The sequence below is a fragment of the Mesocryomonas lacus genome, assembly GCF_055730135.2.
Genome location: NZ_JBUZWE020000005.1, coordinates 212,599 through 232,520, shown reverse-complemented (window position 1 = coordinate 232,520; position 19,922 = coordinate 212,599). Strand labels below are relative to the sequence as shown.

General features: G+C 65.5%; 18 protein-coding genes. 8 read left to right on the top strand and 10 right to left on the bottom strand.

Going from position 1 to position 19,922, the window contains the following annotated elements:
- Window positions 1-163: 163 nt before the first annotated feature.
- Window positions 164-2,272 (bottom strand): ATP-dependent DNA helicase RecG, encoded by a 2,109-nt coding sequence (recG, locus tag ACZLZY_RS10200; protein ID WP_472933435.1) that lies wholly within the window; start codon window positions 2,270-2,272, stop codon window positions 164-166.
- A gap of 87 nt (window positions 2,273-2,359) precedes the next feature.
- Between recG and ACZLZY_RS10195 the strand changes: the two genes are divergently transcribed.
- The 3 genes from ACZLZY_RS10195 (at window position 2,360) to ACZLZY_RS10185 (ending at window position 6,897) form a co-directional block, all read left to right on the top strand.
- Window positions 2,360-2,686, top strand: coding sequence for an FAD assembly factor SdhE (locus ACZLZY_RS10195; RefSeq protein ID WP_472933434.1), 327 nt, complete (start codon window positions 2,360-2,362; stop codon window positions 2,684-2,686).
- Window positions 2,687-2,823: 137 nt separating this feature from the next.
- Window positions 2,824-6,192 carry a transcription-repair coupling factor gene (mfd, locus tag ACZLZY_RS10190; protein WP_472933562.1) on the top strand — a complete coding sequence of 1,123 codons (3,369 nt, stop codon included), beginning with the start codon at window positions 2,824-2,826 and terminating at the stop codon, window positions 6,190-6,192.
- A gap of 81 nt (window positions 6,193-6,273) precedes the next feature.
- Window positions 6,274-6,897, top strand: a complete 624-nt coding sequence (locus tag ACZLZY_RS10185; protein WP_472933433.1) for a hypothetical protein — start codon at window positions 6,274-6,276, stop codon at window positions 6,895-6,897.
- 15 nt (window positions 6,898-6,912) lie between these two features.
- Here the strand turns inward: ACZLZY_RS10185 and ACZLZY_RS10180 are convergent, their stop codons facing one another.
- The gene (locus tag ACZLZY_RS10180) at window positions 6,913-8,754 is read right to left on the bottom strand and encodes an extracellular solute-binding protein (protein WP_472933432.1); all 1,842 of its coding nucleotides are present in this window, start codon (window positions 8,752-8,754) and stop codon (window positions 6,913-6,915) included.
- A gap of 263 nt (window positions 8,755-9,017) precedes the next feature.
- Between ACZLZY_RS10180 and ACZLZY_RS10175 the strand changes: the two genes are divergently transcribed.
- Window positions 9,018-9,614 (top strand): invasion associated locus B family protein, encoded by a 597-nt coding sequence (locus tag ACZLZY_RS10175; RefSeq protein WP_472933561.1) that lies wholly within the window; start codon window positions 9,018-9,020, stop codon window positions 9,612-9,614.
- Between the two features lie 72 nt (window positions 9,615-9,686).
- Here ACZLZY_RS10175 and hspQ read toward each other — a convergent pair whose 3' ends face one another.
- Complete coding sequence (hspQ, locus tag ACZLZY_RS10170; RefSeq protein WP_472933431.1) at window positions 9,687-10,010, bottom strand: heat shock protein HspQ; 324 nt, start codon at window positions 10,008-10,010, stop codon at window positions 9,687-9,689.
- 169 nt (window positions 10,011-10,179) lie between these two features.
- Here hspQ and ACZLZY_RS10165 point away from each other — a divergent pair, with 169 nt between their 5' ends.
- Window positions 10,180-11,145 (top strand): AEC family transporter, encoded by a 966-nt coding sequence (locus ACZLZY_RS10165; RefSeq protein ID WP_472933430.1) that lies wholly within the window; start codon window positions 10,180-10,182, stop codon window positions 11,143-11,145.
- On the opposite strand, the gene ACZLZY_RS10160 is transcribed toward ACZLZY_RS10165, so the two are convergent.
- Window positions 11,107-12,330 carry a UbiH/UbiF family hydroxylase gene (locus ACZLZY_RS10160; RefSeq protein WP_472933429.1) on the bottom strand — a complete coding sequence of 408 codons (1,224 nt, stop codon included), beginning with the start codon at window positions 12,328-12,330 and terminating at the stop codon, window positions 11,107-11,109. The genes ACZLZY_RS10165 and ACZLZY_RS10160 overlap by 39 nt on opposite strands.
- 146 nt (window positions 12,331-12,476) lie before the next feature.
- Between ACZLZY_RS10160 and pcsA the strand changes: the two genes are divergently transcribed.
- Window positions 12,477-13,199: a phosphatidylcholine synthase gene (gene pcsA, locus ACZLZY_RS10155; RefSeq protein WP_472933428.1), complete on the top strand. Its 723-nt coding sequence runs from the start codon at window positions 12,477-12,479 to the stop codon at window positions 13,197-13,199.
- A 27-nt stretch (window positions 13,200-13,226) separates the two neighbouring features.
- Window positions 13,227-14,201 (top strand): quinone oxidoreductase family protein, encoded by a 975-nt coding sequence (locus tag ACZLZY_RS10150; RefSeq protein ID WP_472933427.1) that lies wholly within the window; start codon window positions 13,227-13,229, stop codon window positions 14,199-14,201.
- Between the two features lie 89 nt (window positions 14,202-14,290).
- On the opposite strand, the gene ACZLZY_RS10145 is transcribed toward ACZLZY_RS10150, so the two are convergent.
- The 6 genes from ACZLZY_RS10145 to ACZLZY_RS10120 all read right to left on the bottom strand — a co-directional run bounded on the left by ACZLZY_RS10145 (window position 14,291) and on the right by ACZLZY_RS10120 (window position 18,030).
- The gene (locus ACZLZY_RS10145; RefSeq protein ID WP_472933426.1) at window positions 14,291-14,446 is read right to left on the bottom strand and encodes a DUF1127 domain-containing protein; all 156 of its coding nucleotides are present in this window, start codon (window positions 14,444-14,446) and stop codon (window positions 14,291-14,293) included.
- Between the two features lie 141 nt (window positions 14,447-14,587).
- Window positions 14,588-16,258, bottom strand: a complete 1,671-nt coding sequence (locus ACZLZY_RS10140; protein ID WP_472933424.1) for a pilus assembly protein TadG-related protein — start codon at window positions 16,256-16,258, stop codon at window positions 14,588-14,590.
- Window positions 16,255-16,728: a TadE/TadG family type IV pilus assembly protein gene (locus ACZLZY_RS10135; protein WP_472933423.1), complete on the bottom strand. Its 474-nt coding sequence runs from the start codon at window positions 16,726-16,728 to the stop codon at window positions 16,255-16,257. The genes ACZLZY_RS10140 and ACZLZY_RS10135 overlap by 4 nt, the downstream gene beginning before the upstream one ends.
- A 375-nt stretch (window positions 16,729-17,103) precedes the next feature.
- The gene (locus ACZLZY_RS10130) at window positions 17,104-17,340 is read right to left on the bottom strand and encodes a hypothetical protein (RefSeq protein ID WP_472933422.1); all 237 of its coding nucleotides are present in this window, start codon (window positions 17,338-17,340) and stop codon (window positions 17,104-17,106) included.
- Window positions 17,341-17,449: 109 nt separating this feature from the next.
- Window positions 17,450-17,749, bottom strand: coding sequence for a YkgJ family cysteine cluster protein (locus ACZLZY_RS10125; protein ID WP_472933421.1), 300 nt, complete (start codon window positions 17,747-17,749; stop codon window positions 17,450-17,452).
- 89 nt (window positions 17,750-17,838) lie between these two features.
- Window positions 17,839-18,030, bottom strand: a complete 192-nt coding sequence (locus ACZLZY_RS10120) for a hypothetical protein (protein WP_472933420.1) — start codon at window positions 18,028-18,030, stop codon at window positions 17,839-17,841.
- Between the two features lie 368 nt (window positions 18,031-18,398).
- Between ACZLZY_RS10120 and ACZLZY_RS10115 the strand changes: the two genes are divergently transcribed.
- Entirely contained in the window at window positions 18,399-19,901 is a 1,503-nt protein-coding gene (locus tag ACZLZY_RS10115) for an ATPase domain-containing protein (protein WP_472933418.1), read from the top strand.
- Window positions 19,902-19,922 lie beyond the last annotated feature (21 nt).

Genomic DNA, 19,922 nt, shown 5'->3' with positions numbered 1-19,922 from the left:
GAGAAGGTCGCGGCAGCGGGATGAGGGGAGCGCCGACGGGAAAGGCCGATGATGACTCGCGTGGTCGATCATTCGTCGCCGGCGCTCCCCCCTCATCGGCCTGCCGGCCACTTCTCCCCAGAGGGGCGAAGAACGCAGCGGCGCCGTCGCATCTCCTCCGAAGCTACCCCGCCCGCAGCAGCCTGATCGCGTCTTCCCGGCCGAACAGGTAGAGCAGCGTGCGCAGCGCTTCGCCGCGCGGCGTCTCGAGGCCGGGATCGCGCGTCAGGACCAACCGCGCATCGTCGCGGGCGGTCTCCAAGAGGTCGGCATGCACCTCCATGCGGGCGACACGGAAGCCCGGCAGGCCGGATTGCTTGGTACCGAGCAGGTCGCCTTCGCCGCGCAGCTTCAGATCTTCCTCGGCAATGCGAAAACCGTCCTCGGTCTCGCGCATCACCGCGAGCCGCGCCTTGGCCACTTCGCCGAGCGGCGCGCGGTAGAGGAGGACGCAGGCTGACGCCTTCGAGCCGCGGCCGACCCGGCCGCGCAACTGGTGCAGCTGGGAGAGGCCGAAGCGCTCGGCATGCTCAATGACGATGATCGAGGCGTCCGGCACGTCGACGCCGACCTCGATCACGGTGGTGGCGACGATCAGCCGGGTTTCGCCGGACTTGAAGGCCGCCATCGCCGCATCCTTCTCCTCGCCGTTCATCCGGCCGTGGACGAGGCCGACCTTGTCGCCGAACACCTGCTGAAGCTGGGCATGCCGCTCCTCGGCCGCCATCAGGTCGCTTTTCTCGGACTCTTCCACCAGCGGGCAGACCCAGTAGATCTTGTCGCCCTCAGCGATCGCCTTACCGGCGCGCTCGACGATCTCGTTCAGCCTGTCCATCGGCACGGCGACGGTGGCGATCGGCTTGCGCCCCGCGGGCTTTCCCTCCAGCCGCGAGACGTCCATGTCGCCGAAGGCGGCGAGCACCAGCGTGCGCGGGATCGGGGTCGCCGTCATCACCAGGAGATCGGGCGCTTCGCCCTTGCTGGTGAGGCTGAGACGCTGGTGCACGCCGAAGCGGTGCTGCTCGTCGACCACCACAAGGCCGAGATCGTGGTAGGCGACTTTATCCTGGAACAGCGCATGCGTGCCGACGACGATGTCGCACCGACCCTCGGCGATATCTGCGAGCTTCTCTGTCCGGGTGCGGCCAGTGTCGCGCCCGGTGAGCAGCACCATCTTCAGCCCCGCCGCCTTGCAATAGGGCTGCAGGCCCATGGCGTGCTGGCGGGCGAGGATTTCGGTCGGCGCAAGGAAGGCCGACTGCGCGCCGGCCTCGGTCGCCGCCGCCATCGCCATCAGCGCCACCACGGTTTTGCCGGAGCCGACATCGCCTTGCAGCAGCCGCAGCATGCGGTCGTGCTCGCCCATGTCGGACCAGATCTCGTCGATCGCCTTGCGCTGGCCGGATGTCAGCGTGAACGGCAGGGCGGCGAGCACCTTGTCGCTGCGGCTGCCGTCGCCGCGCAAGGGACGCCCTTCCGCCTTCTTTATCTTCTGCCGCGACAGCGCCAGCGCCAGCTGGCCGGCGAGGAACTCGTCATAGGCAAGCCGTCGCCAGGCCGCACCCAGCGGATCGAGATCGAGCGCGTCGGCGGGATGATGCACCCGCTTCAGCGAGTCCGCGAAGGGCTTGAACGAGTGCTTTGACACGACTGTCGGCTCGATCCACTCGGCCAGCACCGGCAGTTCCTCGAGCCCCGCGGCAATCGACTTCTGCAACACCTTGGCCGACAGTCCGGCGGTCAGCGGATAGACCGGCTCGACCAGCGGCAGGTTCTCGGCATCGGCGATCCGGCAGACGAAGTCGGGATGCACCATCGACGGGCGGCCGTTGAACCAGTCGACCTTGCCCGAGACCAGCATGGTCTCGCCGACCGGCAGGAGGTTCTCCATCCAGTTGGACTGGCCGCGGAAATAGGTGAGGGCGATCTCGCCGGTCTCGTCGGTGGCGAACACCCGGTACGGCATCGAGCGGGCATCGCGCGGTGGCGCCAAGTGCCGGTCGATCCGCACCGTCAAGGTGACGATCACGCCTTCTGGCGCAGTCGCAATCTCGCCGCGCTGGCGCCGGTCGACGAGGCCGCTCGGCAGGTGGAACAGGAGGTCGCGTACCCTCAGCGCCACGTCCGATCCGGAGGCGAGCAGCAGCGTCTTCAGCATGCCGGCGACTTTCGGCCCGACGCCGTCGAGGGTGGTAACCGGAGCGAAGAGGGGATCGAGCAAGGACGGGCGCATGGCAGCGAGGTTTATAGGGTCCGGCGGCGCTGACAAGCCGCCTGCTGCGCTATATACGGAGCACATTCTGTGAACACCGAGAACACCATGACAGGCACCAGCCGCTCCTCGATCGATCTCGACATCCGCCGCCGCAAGGCGCTGTTCCGCTCGTGGCACCGTGGCACGCGGGAGATGGACCTGGTGCTGGGCCGTTTCGCGGACGCTGAGATCGACCTCCTCGACGAGACCGAGATGGACGATTTCGAGGTGCTGATGGAGGCGATCGACCGCGACCTGTTCCAATGGCTCACCGGCGAGCAGCCGGTCCCGGCGAACTACGACACCGCCATCTTCCGGCGTATCAAGGCCTTCTACGAGATCCCGGTCGAGGATCGGCCCGGCGTCGACGGTCCCCGGACCCGCCCGTCGTGAAGGCCGAGGACCGCCTCAAGAAGGCGCTGAAGGGCCGCGACGGCCTGTCGATCGGCAACGTTATCGACGGCTACGAGCCGTTCCTCCTTGCCGAGATCGCGCGCGAGCGGGCAGGCAAGGCGCCGCTCGTTTTCGTCATGCGCAACGGCAACCGGATGGGTGAGCTGGAGGACGCGCTGCGCTTCGTCGCGCCCGACCTGCCGATTCTGTCGCTGCCGGCCTGGGACTGCCTGCCCTATGACCGCGTCGGCCCGTCCAGCGAGGCCGCGGCCATGCGCCTCTCGGCGATGACCGCGCTCGGCAACCTGCGCAAGGAGCCGCACCGCGCTCTTGTCCTGACTACTGCCAACGCGCTGCTGCAGAAGATGCCGCCGGCGCAGATCCTGGCGGACGAGACGATCTCGGCCCGCGCCAGCGGCCGCATCTCGATGGACCACATCGTCCGGGTCCTGCAGCGCGGCGGCTTCGAGCGCGTGGCGACGGTCCGCGAGCGCGGCGAGTTCGCGGTGCGCGGCGGCATTCTCGACCTCTTCGCGCCCGGCGACGACGAGCCGATCCGCCTCGACTTCTTCGGCGACACGCTGGAATCCATCCGCGCCTTCGATCCCGCCACCCAGCGCACCACCGCCCAGCGCAAGAGCTTCGAGCTCGCGCCGGTCAGCGAGGTGACGCTGAAGGACGAGACGATCAGCCGCTTCCGCACGAGCTATCTCAAGCGCTTCGGCGCGCCGTCGCGCAATGACGGACTCTATGCCGCGATCAGCGAGGGCCGCCGCTTTTCCGGCATGGAGCATTGGCTGCCGCTGTTCTACGAGAAGCTCGACACGCTGTTCGACTACACCGCCGGCTTCCCGATGGTGCTCGATCACCTCGTGTTGGAGGCGATCGGCGAGCGTCGCACGACGATCCAGGATCATTACGAGAGCCGCCGCCGCGGGGCGGGCGAGGGGACGGCGGACGCCGTGCCGTACCATCCGGTCGAGCCGGACGATCTCTACCTCTCCGAAGACGAGCTGATGGGCGGCATTGCCAGCGCCGATCCCATCCGCCTGTCCTCCTATGCGCTGAGCGACGCGACCGGCCGGACCATCGTCAACCTCGACATCACGCGCGGCCGCAACTTTGCCGCCGAGCGGGCGGCCGGCGACGTCAACGTCTTCGAGCGGGCCGTCGAGCACATCTCAAACCTTAGGGCCTCTGGCAAGAAGGTGATCCTTGCCGCCTGGAGCGAGGGCTCGCGCGAGCGCCTGGTGCAGGTCGTCGAGGAGCAAGGCCTCGGCGGGCTGAAATTCGTCGAGACCTACGTCAAGGCGCTGGAGATCCCGAAGAACCTCGTCGCCTCGGCCGTGCTCGGCATTGAGGCCGGCTTCGAGACGGACCGCATCGCCGTCATCGGCGAGCAGGACATCCTCGGCGACCGGCTGGTCCGCCGCGCCCGGCGCAAGAAGCGCGGCGCCGACTTCATCGCCGAGGTCTCCGGCCTCGACGAGGGCGACATCGTCGTCCACGTCGATCACGGCATCGGCCGCTTCGTCGGCCTGCGCTCGATCGAGGCGGCCGGCGCGCCGCACGATTGCCTGGAGATCATGTATGCCGGCGCCGACCGGCTGTTTCTGCCGGTGGAGAACATCGAGCTCCTGTCGCGCTATGGCGGCGAGGGGTCGGAAGGCGTGCTGGACAAGCTCGGCGGCGGCGCCTGGCAGGCGCGCAAGGCCAAGCTGAAGAAACGGCTGCTCGACATGGCGGGCGGCCTGATCCGCATCGCCGCCGAACGCCAGACCCGCGGCGCGCCGAAGCTTTTGCCACCGGACGGGCTCTGGGGCGAGTTCGCCGCGCGCTTCCCCTACGAGGAGACCGAGGACCAGCAGAGCGCCATCGACGCGGTCGCCGACGATCTGGCCGCCGGACGCCCGATGGACCGGCTGATCTGCGGTGACGTCGGTTTCGGCAAGACCGAGGTAGCGTTGCGCGCCGCCTTCATCGCCGCGATGAACGGGCTTCAGGTCGCCGTCGTGGTGCCGACGACGCTGCTCGCCCGCCAGCATTTCAAGACCTTCTCCGAGCGCTTCCACGGCCTGCCGCTGAATATCGGCCAGGCCTCGCGCCTCGTCACCGCCAAGGATCTCGCGACCACCAAGAAGGGGCTGATCGAGGGCACGCTCGACATCGTCGTCGGCACGCACGCGCTGCTCGGCAAGGCCGTTACCTTCAAGAACCTCGGGCTCCTCATCATCGACGAGGAGCAGCACTTCGGCGTCAAGCACAAGGAGCGGCTGAAGGAGCTGAAGAGCGACGTCCACGTGCTGACGCTGTCCGCCACCCCGATCCCGCGCACGCTCCAGCTGGCGCTCACCGGCGTGCGCGAGCTCTCGCTGATCACCACCGCCCCGGTCGACCGCATGGCGGTGCGCACCTTCATCACCCCGTTCGACCCGCTTGTGGTGCGCGAGACGCTCTTGCGCGAGCGCTACCGCGGCGGCCAGAGTTTCTACGTCGCGCCGCGCCTGTCGGATCTGCGGGGCATCCACGATTTCCTCTCCGAGCAGGTGCCGGAGCTGAAGGTCGCGATCGCCCACGGCCAGATGGGCGCCGGCGAGCTCGAGGACATCATGAACGCCTTCTACGAGGGCCAGTACGACGTGCTGCTCTCGACGACCATCGTGGAATCCGGGCTCGACATCCCGTCGGCGAATACAATGATTGTACACAGGGCCGACATGTTCGGCCTCGCCCAGCTCTACCAGCTGCGCGGCCGCGTCGGGCGCTCCAAGGTCCGGGCCTACGCGCTGATGACCATCCCCGCCAACAAGACGCCGACGGCGCAGGCCGACCGGCGCCTGAAGGTTCTACAATCATTGGATACACTGGGCGCCGGCTTCCAGCTCGCCAGACACGACCTCGACCAGCGCGGCGCCGGCAACCTCCTCGGCGACGAGCAGAGCGGCCACGTCAAGGAGGTCGGTTTCGAGCTCTACCAGCAGATGCTGGAAGAGGCGGTCGCCGAGATGAAGGGCGAGCCGGACGCGGGCGACGGCCAGTGGTCGCCGCAGATCACGCTCGGCACCGCGGTGATGATCCCAGAAGGCTACGTGCCCGATCTGCAGCTCCGCATGAGCCTCTATCGCCGCCTTGCCGACCTCGCCGACGCCCGCGAGATCGACGCTTTCGGAGCCGAGATGATCGACCGTTTTGGCCCCTTGCCGGACGAGGTGGAGCATCTCCTGAAGGTGGTGTTCATCAAGTCGCTCTGCCGCCGCGCCAACATCGCCAAGCTCGATGCCGGACCAAAAGGCCTTGTCATCCAGTTCCGCGACAAGAGCTTCTCCAATCCGGGGGCCTTGGTGCGCTACATCGGCGAGCAGGGATCGGCCGCGAAGATCCGGCCGGACCAGTCGATCGTCCTCATCCGCGACTGGCCGACGCCCGACAAGCGCCTCAACGGCGCCGCCACCATCGCCACCCAGCTGGCGCGGTTTGCAGACGAAGCGCAGAAGAAGGCGGCGTAGCGAGGTCAGAAGGTATGAAGATGTTTTGCATCAGGGACTTGAGATAGGCTGTTGAACTGATTGCGTAGCAGAGGGGAGCGCATGAAGACGCCAAAATCGGTCCAGTCGCTGACGGATTTTGGTCGCACGCGGCTGTCCCAGTCGTTTTTCATGCGCGACTTTCTCTACTCCGAGATCGCCGCCCTGCACGGGATCTGCAACGTGCCGGACGACCCGGAACTCGCGATCGCGGCCGGCACACGTCTCTGCGAGGATTTGCTGGAGCCGCTGCAGGATCAGTTTGGCCGGCTGGCCATCCGGTCCTCGTTCCTGTCAGCGGACATCAACGACGTCGGCTGCCGCCTCCAGGCTGCCGGGAGGCCGGGATACAACTGCTCGGCCAATCCTAAGAATTTCGCTGGCCACATCTGGGACCGGCGCGATGCCGAGGGCTGCATGGGCGCTACCGCCTGTATCGTCGTTCCCCGCTTCTGGGACCGGTTCCAGGCGGAAGGCGACTGGCAAAAGCTCGCCTGGTGGATCCACGACCATCTGCCGTATTCGACGATGGAGTTCTTCCCGAGATATTGGGCGTTCAACCTCGGCTGGCACGAGCGGCCGGTCCGCCGGATCGACAGCTACGTCGCCCCGAGAGGCTGCCTGACCAAGCCCGGCATGCCGAACTTCGCCGGCAGCCATGCCGACGCATGGCAGGCGATCGTCTAGCGACCGGGACGCTTCCTACTTGCCCGGTTCGCGCCAGAAGCTCGGGAGGTAGTATCCGGTCAGCGGCGTCACGGCGGGGTGCTGGATGAAGGCCCAGCGGCCAAGCCACTGCTCGGCGACGTAGAACAGCGGCACCACATATTGTCCGGAGATCAGCACCCGGTCGTAGGCTCGGACGGCGGCGACGAACTCTTCCCGGGTGCGCGCCTTGGTCATCGCCTCGATCAGCGCGTCGATGGCGGGATCGGCGGTGCCGGCGAAATTGAACGAGCCACTGGCATCGCGCGACGCCGATCCCCAGCGCTGACGTTGCTCGGCGCCCGGCGACAGCGACGAGGTGAACGAGGAGATCAGGACGTCGTAGTCGAAGCGCTGCTTGCGGAGCTGGTACTGGGCGTCGTCGACGAGGCGCATGTCGGCCTCGACGCCGATCCGCGACAGCGTGCGGGCATAGCCCTGCGCGATCCGCCCCTGATCGGCGTTCTGGACCAGGATCTCGAAGGTGAGCGGCTTGCCAGCCTTGTCCACCATCCGCCCGCCGGCGAAGGTGAAGCCAGCCACTTTCAGCGCATCGACGGCCTGCTTCAGCAGCTTGCGGTCGCTGCCGGAGGCATCGCTGACCGCGGGCCGCCAGGTGCCGGCCATGACCTCGGGCGTCACGGCCTGCGGGAACGGCGCCAGCAGCGCTTTCTCGAGGTCGCTGGCGGGATGCCCGACGCTCGACAGTTCCGAGTTCTCGAAGAAGCTCGTCGTCCGGCGATAGGCGCCGTAATAGAGGTTGGCGTTCGCCCATTCGAAGTCGAACAACAGTCCGAGGGCTGACCGCACCGCACGGTCCTCGAACAGCGGACGGCGGGTGTTGAAGAAGAAGCCGTAGGTGCCCGCCGGCTTGCCGTTGACGAATTCGTCGCGCTTCACCCGCCCATCACGCACGGCCGGGAAGTCGTAGGCCGTGCGCCAGTGCAGCGGGCTGCCTTCCGGGAAGACGTAGAAAAGACCCTTCTGGAAGGCCTCGAACTGCGCGTTCGCGTCGCGGAAATACTCGATGACCACCTGGTCGTAATTGTCGATCCCGCGCTTGATCGGCAGGTCCTTGGCCCAATAGTCGGGATTGCGCCGGTAGGTGATGCGCTGGCCGGGCTCGACCCTCTCGATCACATAGGGGCCCGAACCGATCACCGGCTTCAGCGTCGTCTGCTCGAAGGTGGCGCGGTCAAAACCGTGGGCCGGCAGCACCGGCAGGCCCGCCAGCAGCAGCGGCAGTTCGCGGTCGGCCTTCTCGTTGAAGGTGAAGCGCACGCCGCGCTCGCCGACCTTTTCGATCTTCGCCACGCGCTGGAGCCAGGCCGTGTACTGCGGGCGGACGACGCCGATCTGCTGCATCATCTCCGTGGTGAAGAGCACGTCCTCGACCGTGACCGGGGTGCCGTCGGAGAACTTCGCCTTCGGGTTCAAGGTGAACTCGACGAAGGTGCGGGCATCGTCCGTCTCGACGCTCTCCGCCAGCAGCCCGTAGAGCGTGAACGGCTCGTCGGGCGAACGCTGCATCAGCGGCTCGAAGACGAAGTTGCCGTATTCCTGGTCGGCCCAGATGCCGCGGGCCGTCGTGGTCGAGCCGCGCACGATGATCGGGTTGAGGTTGTCGAAGGTGCCGAAGACGCCGTAGCGCATCACGCCGCCTTTCGGCGCGTCGGCGTTGACGAAGGGCAGATGGGTGAAACCGGCGGCCAGCGCCGGCTCGCCTTGCATCGCGATCCCGTGGCGGGGCTCGGCGAGGGCGGGCAAGGCGGCCACCGTCGAGAGCAAAAGGATCAGCAGTGCTTTCGCGGCAGCCGGCGCAAGCGTCCGAAAGGGCATGATGGGCAATCTCTCCGGCAGGGTTGGCGGATTCTTATCCGCTCCGGTCTGATTTGCCTATCGGCGGAATGGGATTCCTCGCCGAAGCCCTTTCGGCAAGGGTCTTTAAACGGCCTCATTTGCGCACGAGCAGCAACCCGGTTAAGGGAAGCCTTACGCCGAATGATCGACGCCGAGAGGATGCAAGGCCCGTGAAGAACCGTTTGCTGAATGTCACTGTCAACGCGCTGGCCGCAGGTGTGATCGGCATCACCACGCTGGGCATGATGGCCGGCTCCGCCGCGGCGCAGGCCGCTCCGGCTGCCCCCGCCGCCGGCAAGCCGGTCGAGACGCAGTGGTTCAAGGTCTGCTCCAAGCAAGGCGAAAACGACATCTGCAACACGCAGTTCACGCTCGTTGCCGATACCCGCCAGCTGGTCACCGCCATCAACCTGATCGACGTCAAGGGCAAGGTCACCCAGCGCGTGCTGCAGGCGGTCGTGCCGACCGGCCGCGTCATTCCGGCGGGCGTCCAGCTGCAGATCGACAAGGCCGCGCCGCAGGCGATGGGCTATTCCGTCTGCTTCCCCGACCGCTGCATCGCCGAGGCCCAGCTGACCGACGCGGTCATCGCCTCGCTGAAGAAGGGCACGACGCTGACCGTCACCTCGGTCAATTTCCAGCGTCAGCCGAACCCGATCAAGATCACGCTGTCAGGCTTCTCCAAGGCCTATGACGGCGCACCGGTCGCCCAGCCCGAGCTCGCCCAGCGCCAGCAGGAGCTGAACGACGCGCTGAAGAAGCAGGCCGATGCCCGCCGCAAGAAGTTCGAGGACGCCCAGTCCGCCGCTAAGACCGGCGGTGCCGCTCCGGCGCAGTAAGCCGCAGGCCAGAATGCAAAACGGCGGCCTCGGGCCGCCGTTTTCGTCTGCTGGATCTGGTTCGGCGTCGGCTCAGTTGCGGTGGTTGCCGCGGATCCTGTAGGCGCCGTCCACTTGCCCGTCGAACACCTCGGCCACCTGCGGATGGCGCACCGGATCGCCGGTCTCGTCCGGGACGAGGTTCTGCTCCGAAACATAGGCGACGTATTCGGTTTCGGCGTTCTCGGCGAACAGGTGGTAGAAGGGCTGGTTCTTGCGCGGGCGAACCTCTTCCGGGATCGCTTGGTACCATTCCTCGGTGTTGTCGAACTCCGGGTCGACGTCAAAGATCACGCCGCGGAACGGAAACAAGCGGTGGCGCACGACCTGGCCGATGAAAAAGCGGGCTGTCTGCATGGCGGCTTTCCCGGAAGTCTCTCAGAACCACTGAAGCGGTGCGACCAGGGGCTGGTCCGCGCCGCGTTGGCGACAGGATGCCGGATAATCATAAACGGGACCATCATGCAAATCCGGAGGACCGCCCGGGGCGGTCCCTCAACCGGCCTCCGGCCGAGCTGATCCGTCCATGCTCGCCATTATCGGGCTGATCTTTCCGTTCTTCGCGCTGATCGGGCTCGGCTTCGGTACCGGGCGCATCGTCAAGCGACCGCTCGAGGGACTGGCCTGGCTCAACGTCTTTATCGTGTACCTCGCGCTGCCCGCGCTTTTCTTCCAGCTTCTGTCGAAAACGCCGGTCGAACAGCTCGCCAATCCCGGCTTCGTCGGCGCGACGACGCTCGCGACCTTCGTGTCGTTTCTGGCCGTGTTCACCGCCGGCTATCTCAGAACCCGCGGCGACATTCCGGCCTCGACGATCCAGGGACTTGCCGGCGCCTACGGCAATATCGGCTACATGGCACCGGGGCTCGCGCTCGTCGCTTTCGGCCCCGCCGCAACCGTCCCGGTGGCGCTGGTGTTCTGCTTCGACAACACCTTGCACTTCGTGATGGCGCCGCTCTGCATGGCGCTCGGCGGCGACTCCGACCGTCCAGCGCGCACGGTGGTCCTCGATGTCCTGACGAAGATCTTTACCCACCCCTTCATCATCGCGACGCTGGTTGGCGTTGGCGGCGCCATCCTCGGCGTCTCGCTGCCAGGGCCTCTCGACCGCCTGCTGTCGCTTCTTGCGGGGGCAGCGGCGCCCTGCGCGCTATTCGCGATGGGCATTACGCTGGCGCTGCGGCCACTGAAGCGCGTGCCGCCCGAGCTCGGCTACATCCTGCCGGCCAAGCTGATCCTGCACCCGCTGCTGGTCTACGCACTGCTCGCACTGGCCGGCGAGCGCGATCCGGTCTGGGTGCACACGGCGATGCTACTCGCCTGCCTGCCGACGGCGACAAACGTCTTCGTCATCGCGCAGCAATACGGCATTTGGACCGAGCGCGCCTCGGCGGCCATTCTGGCAACGACGGTTGCCTCCGTCCTCACCGTGACCGTCGCGCTCTATGCGATCTCAACCGGTTGGTTTCCCGCCAATCCCTTCGGTTACTGATCTCGGCATCCCGAACAGGCCGGCGCCGGGTGAGACGCCCTCGCGCATCAGGAAGCGTCGCAGCAACGGGACCGCCGCCATGGCGGACAGGCCGAGCGTCCGGGCCGCCTGCGCCGGAAGATATCCGGCCAGCAAAGACCGGTTCAGAAGATCCACGCCGAAGGTGCGCGACGCGACGTCCCCCCGGCGCGCTGCGCTATAGCGCGCCAACGCGCCGGCGGCGCCGGGATCATCGCGGCTGCCGGAGGCCGCGGCGACGATGGCGGCGGCATCGCGGAGGCCAAGGTTCAGCCCTTGCGCGCCAATCGGCGGGAACACGTGCGCAGCCTCGCCCACCAGCGCGACCCGCTTGGCGGTCATCTGAAGCGCCGTCGCGCCGCTCAGTGGGAAACGCTGGGCCGAGCCGTCCACGGTAACCGCGCCGAGGATCGAATGCAGACGCGTCTCGATCATCTGCTGCAGCCGCTCTGGCTTCAGGTCGACGATGAGATCGGCGGCGTCAGGCGTCTCCACCCAGACGAGGGAGGACTTCCGGCCGGGCAGGGGCACCTGCGTGAACGGGCCGGTCGCGGTGTGGAACTCCGTGGAGATCCCCCCATGCGGGCGCTCATGCGCAAAGTTCAGGACGATGGCGCTCTGCGGATAGGACCAGTCGCGCAAGGCGATGCCGGCCTGCTCGCGGACCATGGATTTCCGGCCATCGGCGCCGATGACGAGGCAAGCGACGACCGTCGTTCCATCGTCGAGCGTCAGGGTCGCGCGGTCGTCGCCCGCCTCAAGCCGGCGCGCGCCGCCATCCACCAGCGTCAGCCGGTCCGCCAGTTCCTCGGCGCGGGCATGCAGGATCGCCAGCAGATCGGCGTTGAGGATGTTGTAGCCGAAGGCGTCGAGACCGATCTCCGCGGACTCGAAGGTCAACGTCGGCGCGCGCAGCAGGCGACCGGTATCGTCGACGATGCGCATCGTCGACATCGGCTCGCCCTTGGCGCGGACCGCTTCGAGCGCACCAAGCCGCTCGAGGAAGGCGATCGACGGACCGATCAGCGCGGTCGAGCGACCATCGGGGCGCGACGGCGTCGGGGCGACGAGCACCGTGTCGATGCCCTCGGCGGCAAGGCCAATGGCCGTCGCATAGCCCGCCAGTCCGCCACCCACCACGGCAATATCGCGTTTCAGCTGCGTCAACTGTCCGTCTTTCCTGTTGCCGGGGCAGAAAACCGAGTGCCTGTCCGCCGCGTGAGCCTTGGATTCTAGAGATACGGACGATAGAGCTTATAGCAATGGGGGGAGGCGTACGCACTGGACCCTGCGACGATGGGTTTCAGGTCAGCATGGCGGCACCGGTATCAAAGTTCGAGGAGTGGCGCGGCTTTGCCGTCCACCTGCTGACGGCGAGCGGCGCCTTCTGGGCCTTTCTCTCGATCATCGCCGCGGCGGATCACCGCTGGGTCGCGATGTTCGGGTGGCTGGGGCTCGCGCTGTTCGTCGATGCGATCGACGGCCCGATGGCCCGTAAGGTCGAGATCCAGCGCGTGCTGCCGAACTGGTCCGGCGAGGTGCTCGACCAGATCATCGACTATGCGACCTACGTCATCATTCCCGCCTTCGCCCTCTATGAATCAGGCATGATCGGCGGCCTCCTGTCCTTCCTGGCAGCAGCGATGATCGTGATCTCGAGCGCGATCTACTACGCCGACACGCGGATGAAGACGACGGACTACTTCTTCCGCGGCTTTCCCGTCGCCTGGAACATGGTGGTCTTCACCTTCTTCGCGATCCAGCCGAACGAGATCACCGCCTTCGCCTTCGTCGCCTTCTGCTCGGTCGCGACCTTCCTGCCGATCAAGTTCCTGCACCCCGTCCGGGTCAAGCGCTTGCGGCCGCTGAATCTTGCCGTCTGCGCCGCCTGGGCCGGCTTCGGCTTGGCCGCGCTGTATCAGAACTTCGACCTGTCGCCCTTCGTCAAGTTCGGCGTGGTGGCGACCGGGATCTACCTCTTCTCGATCGGTGCCGTGCTGCAGGTCGTCGACATGGTCCGTCGCAGCAACCCCTGACGTTACCCGCAGACAAGGGAATATCGCATGAGCAAGGCAATGGTCGTTCGCGCCGTCGGCGGTCCCGAGGTCATGTCCTGGGAGGACCGAGACCTCGGTGCGCCCGGTCCCGGCCAGATCCTGGTGAAACAGGCGGCGGCGGGCGTGAATTTCATCGACGTCTATTTCCGGACCGGCCTCTACAAGGCTCCAACCATGCCCTTCGTGCCGGGCAAGGAAGGCGCTGGCATGGTCGTGGCGGTCGGCGAAGGGGTGACCCGTTTCGCCCCGGGCGATCGCGTGGCGTATAATGATGCCGCCGGCAGCTATGCCGAGGAAGTGCTGGTGAAGGCCGACTCCGCGGTGACCTTGCCGGACGCGATCGACTTCGAGACGGCCGCGGCAGTGATGCTGAAAGGCATGACGGCCGAGTACCTTCTGCGCCGGACCTTCGAGGTCGGCCCCGGCACGGTGATGCTCTTCCACGCGGCAGCCGGCGGTGTCGGCTTGATCGCCGGGCAATGGGCGAGACATCTCGGCGCAACGGTGATCGGCACCGCAGGCTCAGCCGAGAAATGCGCGCTGGCGCTGGAGCACGGCTACCACCACGTGATCAACTACCGCGAGGAGGATTTCGTCGCGCGCGTGCTCGAGTTGACGGACGGCGCCAAATGCGACGTCGTCTACGACTCGGTCGGCAAGGACACGTTTCCCGCGAGCCTCGATTGCATCAAGCGGCAAGGGCTGTGGGTGACGTTCGGCCAGTCCTCCGGCAAGCTGCCGGATGTCGACATGGCGCTTCTGAACCAGAAGGGATCGCTGTTTGTGACCCGGCCGAGCCTCTTCGGCTACACCGCGACCCGCGCAGAACTGGAACAGTCGTCCGCGGCGCTTTTCGAGGTCATCGCTTCCGGTGCCGTGAAGGTGCGGATCGACCAGACATATGCGCTTAAAGATGCCGCAGCGGCCCACCGTGCGCTCGAGGCGCGCACCACGACCGGCGCCACTGTGCTGACGATCTGAACGCTGCCGCATCGGCTCTGCACCAGAAACCAAAAAACCCGCCGGTTCGAAACGAACGGCGGGTTTGCGGCGTTTAAGGGACTGAAGTTCTAGAGCTGAAGGCGACCGCGACGCACCACGAGATCGATGTCCTGGCTGGCGATGCCGATGTCGGACAGTTCGTGGCGGTCCATGCGGGCGAGGTGGCTGACGGCGATCCGGCGTTCGCGGTAGCTGCGAATGCGGTTGGCGAGAGAGGCGAACATGAGAATTCCAATGGGCAATTGCTTCTAGCCCTAGGTATGCGCTGGGACTGCCTACCGTTAGTGCACTTCGTGCACACTTGTTATGCACGCAGTGCATCTCATGTTCACACGTTTTTAACCAAACGCGGACAGCGTTGCGGCTTACCCGACGATCCTCGGTGTGTCGCAGACCACGGCGTCCACCCGCACATCGAGTTCGCCGAGGCTGATGCCGGCGGTCGCCAGCGCCGACTTGATGAGGTTGTCCAGCGGCATCGTCAGGCCCGCCAACAGGTCGCTGACCGAGGAGAGAAGCGGCGAAACCGGCAGGCCAATTAGGCCGACATTGACGGTGATGTTGGCCTCCTTCATCAGGGTCGACACCAGGCTGCTGGCGATCGTGTCGGTCTTGGCCGTCTTGACCGTGCCGTTTCCAATTTCAGATCCCTTGAAGACCAGAACTCTCGGTACGGTCTGTTGGATCGAGGCATAGCTGTCCCCCTTTACAGAGACGAGGGTCACCTGAACCAGCTCCGCCGGAGACAACCGGTCATGGGTGTTGGCCGCGCTCAGCGGGCCCGAGAACTGCCCGAGCGCGAGCTTGGCGACTCCCGGCATGGCCTGGACAGTCACTTGGCGCTGCGCCGGGTCGCTGGAGCATTTGACGTCGGTTACCTTCGCCGTCCCGCCGGCGATCACGAGTTCGATCGGAACGTTCAGACTGATATTGACGAGATCGAGATAGCCTGGCGTCTTCACCTCGGCCCGCATCCGAAACTGGTCGGTCTGGATTTCCGCCGAGGTCTCGCCGATCGAGGCAGACTGAGCATTCTGACTGGCCTCGCCAACCATCATCTTGACGGTGGCGCTGGGAAGGCCAGGAAATGTCAGGCCGGTCGAGATGGTATTGCCGATCGTGTCCGAACCGATCGCCGCATTCAGCATGCCAAGAACGCCGATGTTGGCATCCAGCGCTTTGTTCGGATAGTCCAGCGCCAACTTCTGGAAGTCTTGGTCGAGCTTCAGGAATTCATCGAGCGCGACGTCGATGTTCGAGGCGCCGATCTGCTGCGAGGCCTTTCGCAGAACCGATCCGCCAACGAGGTCTCCCGTGCCGTCGAGACACGTCGACAGGATCTGCAGGAGGCGCGTCAGCTTGATCGGCCTGGAGACGACATCCCTGACCAGCGTCCCGGAAATCTGACGCCCTAGCCCATCGACCGCCAGCGCCTTCAGGAGCGTCCCGAGGTTGAGCTTAGACTGGACGAGACCCTTGTAGTCCGTCGTCGACAGCTTGAGATCGAGGCCGGTCATCGGCTTGAGAAAGGCGTTCAGCATCAGCGGGTCGGTGGCGGCGAGACGGCTGCCGGCGGCGATCGTGACGATCGGGATCACCGCGGCTTCCGAACGCGCGGAGAGATCGAGGTCCTTGATGTTGAAGATGCGGCCGAAATAGACGGGCGCCTTGATCTTGACATCAACCCGAACGGCATTTCCGGCGGGGTTCGCGACAAAACGGTTGTCGCGATCGAGCGTCGTGCCGACGTAATTGCCGATGGTGAGCACAAAGGTCGCATCCTTGTTGCCTGAGGCATCAAGCATGGCGCGGGCAACCTGGCTCGCGCTTTCGGGTCGGCTGGCGGCGGCTAGCGCTGCCGAATCGGCTGCCGTCTGCAGCGAACGGCGCTGGAGGTAAGCTAGGCCCATGTCGGTGGCGAAAGCGCCGGCCCCAAGCAGCACGGGGATCGTCACCGCGAAAAGCAGCGCGACGGAGGCCGAGCGATCTTTTTGGAAAGCGCTAAGGAGTTTGGCACGCGGGGCTGGCTGGGTCATGGAATGAACACCGTCGCGGAGCGGAGGATGGTCGTTGGGGGGGCCACGATATTGGTGAGGATCGTCGGCGGCTGGGGCAGGTAGGTGATGTCGTAGGAGACACTCACCATCAGCGTCGTACCGTCCTCGACCGTCTGATAGGTCAGACGCGCTGGGACGATCAGCGGATAGTTGCCGGCGGTATTGGTGATCCAGCGACCGACTAGTTCGTTGCGTTCGGCCGCGTTCTTGCCGACCATGGCATAGCGCCCGGTATCGGCGGATATCTGCTGCAGGGAATTGGCGATGCCAAGGTAGACGCCGTAAAACAGGATGACCAGCATCATCAGGCAGATGACCGGGGCGATAATGGCGAACTCGACGGCGTTGCTGCCACGCCGATCTAACCAGAACGAATCCCGGGCTGCACGGCGATCCGCTGCTTTGCCCTCCATCTTTTCCGGACCCGCGACGACCATTTTCCCCGCCATGATTAGCTTACTAACTACTCGACTATTACACGTTTAGGGCGAGGAGTCGTTACGGCATGCTCGGGCGGTTCGAGTACCAAAATATATGGTTTAGAGATGGTTTAGCCCACAAACAGACGTTCATGCCCCGTTGTGATCTCGTCAGGATTCCAAACGTTTACGGCGAGGAAACTTCAGTTCATGACGGTTTGACGCGATGAAGCAGAGTCGAGTTCCCCAGCAAATGCCTTGCTGCCGGCAGAGCCATTTCTAAATCGGGAAAATCTGGGAGAGAATTCGCTGACTGGCGCGCTTGCATGTGGAAATACAGGGCTTTCGGCGCCAGGCGTGCCCCTTGATCCTGCAACCAGCAGCCGCAAGCCGGCTGCGAAACTGCTAGTCCCAGTCGATGTGGTGCAGGTCTTCCGCACCTTCGTAGTCCTGATCCTGCTCGTATTCCCAGCCGTCAGCCGTCCGCCGGCGCCAGTTCTGGCCTCGACCGACGCGGCTCCAGCTTCCATCGCGCAACAGGACGGCATTACCGGGATTCCATTTGTGCCAGCCACCCAGACGAGCGGCGTTGGGCTTCCCGCTGATCCAACCGACCAGCGATTGCTTGACCTTGTCTAGCATGGCCGTCCGCGCACACTGCGTATGTTGCACTGCAAAAAGGCAGAATGTTTCATGCCTTTTTGTCGAGCAGGCTCTCGATTATGTCAAGCGAAGGCGGAATCTATGGCGGTCAGGCGAAGCCGAAGGCGCGGCGCGCCATCAGACAATCGTCGTCGCCGGGCATGCAGGCGCGGCAGACGTCCGGTCGGATCGGGTAGATCGTGCAGGCGGTCGCGGTTCCCACAATACCGCCCAGCGCCGAGCAGCGGACACCGTCGCAGCGCATGCCGCTGAGGTCGGCAGCGACCAGCGCTTCGGGGATCTGATCCAGCTGCCAGTCCTCTTCGAGCGAAAAGCGCGGCCAGTCCGCCGAAAACGAACAGCAGGCACCGCAGCTTTGGCAGTCGAGAAGGGTATCGGAAGAGGTCATGTCCTTGCTTAGCGCTCCGCGGACAAGCCTTCCAGCAGAAAGGCAAGGGACTGAAGACCGACGGCGAGCCCTGCAGCCCGCAGCGGTCCTCAAGCTTCCGGCGGCGCGAGGGGGTTGGTGAGGCCGAGATGGTGGCGCAGCTGATCTGCTGTTCCGGAGAAGGTCGCGCCGCGCTGCTCGGCCCGAAAGCACTTCCAGAGTCCCGTCTTCTTGTCGCGTTTCCAGCCCTTCGTCGCCACGGCCGCCTCAGCGGCGGCCTCGGCTTTGGTCTTGAATGCCATTCCCTGTCCTCCAAACGTCGCGCGCACGGCCCGCCTGTGCCGCGAGTCTCGAACGGCGGGTGCCCGGCCTCTTCAAAGACCGAACACCGATCCCGCTGCTTCGCACGTCACTATCATGAGAGCCAGCGTTTGGATGAGCACGTCATCCAGCCTTTCGTGTCGCGCGGAACAGGCGCAAACCCCTCACGCGGAGCAGCGGGGAACGAACCGAGACGACGCCCCGCGGTCGAAGGCGATGGCTTTCAGCCGGCGATGATGGGCCTTGTTCCCGTACGGGATATGCTACATCACCACGCGGTGTCTTCGCACCATAGGGTCCGCTCCCCAAACGACAGGCGGTCCGGAGTTCAAGGCGGGTACAGTTTTCGATGACGAATGCCACCGATCGCATTTCCTCGGGCAATGACGGGCTCGACACCATCCTCAACGGCGGCCTGCCCGCGAACAGGCTCTACCTTCTCGAGGGCGCGCCAGGGGCTGGCAAGACGACGATGGCGCTGAACTTCCTGTTCGAGGGCGTGCGACGCGGGGAAACGGGGCTCTATGTCACCTTGTCGGAAACTGCCGAAGAGCTCGGCGCGGTCGCCAAATCGCACGGCTGGGACCTCGATCAGCTCGACCTCTTCGAGCTCTCCTCTGCCAATTCGGTGCTGGGCGAAGGCCATACGCAGTCCATCCTGCACCCTTGGGAAATGGAGCTCGGCGGTACGATCCGCCTGATCCAGGATGAGGTAGAGAAGGTTCGGCCGAGCCGCATCGTCTTCGACAGTCTCTCCGAGATGCGCCTCCTTGCGCAGGACCCACTCCGCTACCGGCGGCAGGTCCTGGCGCTCAAGCAGTTCTTCGCCGGCCGTAAGGTGACGGTGATGCTGGTCGATGATCTCACCGGCTCGAACGGCGAGCGTGACACCCAGCTGCACAGCCTCTGCCACGGCGTCGTGACGCTGGAGCGACAGACGCTCGAATTCGGTGCGGCCCGTCGCCGCCTGCAGGTCCAGAAGCTGCGCGGCGTCGATTTTGCCGCCGGCTATCATGACTTCGTCATCCGGCCCGGCGGCATCACGGTGTTTCCGCGGCTGATCGCACCGCACCACCAGAACGCCGAGATCGGAGGCCCCGCGTCAAGTGGCGTTGCCGAACTCGACGCCTTGCTGGGCGGCGGGCCGCGTTATGGCACGAGCGTTCTGATCTCGGGACCGGCAGGGGCGGGCAAGACCAACATCGCCCTGCAATATGTCGCTGCCGCTTGTGAACGTGGCGAGCCCGCGACCATCTACCAGTTCGACGAACGGGTCGGCACGCTCCTTGCCCGCAGCGCGCAGCTCGGCCTGAAGCTGCAGACCTATATCGACGACGGCCTGCTGGTGATCAAACAGGTCAACCCGGCGGAACTGTCGCCCGGAGAGTTCGCCTGGCTGGTGCGCAGCGAGGTGGAGGAGCGCGGCAGCCGCATGCTGGTGATCGACAGCCTCAACGGCTATCTCGCCTCGATGCCGCAGGAGAAGCAGCTACTGCTGCAGATGCACGAGATGCTGTCCTACCTGAACCAGCAGGGCGTGGTGACCTTCCTGATCAATCCGCAGCACGGCTTGCTCGGAACCATGTCGACCGGAACCCTCAACGTCTCCTACATCGCCGATACGATCGTCCTCGTCCGATTCTTCGAGGCTGGCGGGCGCATTCGCAAGGCGATCTCGGTGCTTAAAAACCGCAGCGGTGCACACGAGGATACCATCCGGGAGTTGCGGATCGACGTCCGCGGTGTGCGCGTCGGCGAGCCGTTGGTGGAGTTCTCCGGCGTCCTGACAGGCACGCCCCAGTATATCGGTGCCGTGAACCCGCTGCTGGAAGACCGCGACATTGGGCTTTAGGACTGCCGCCGAAGGCCATCG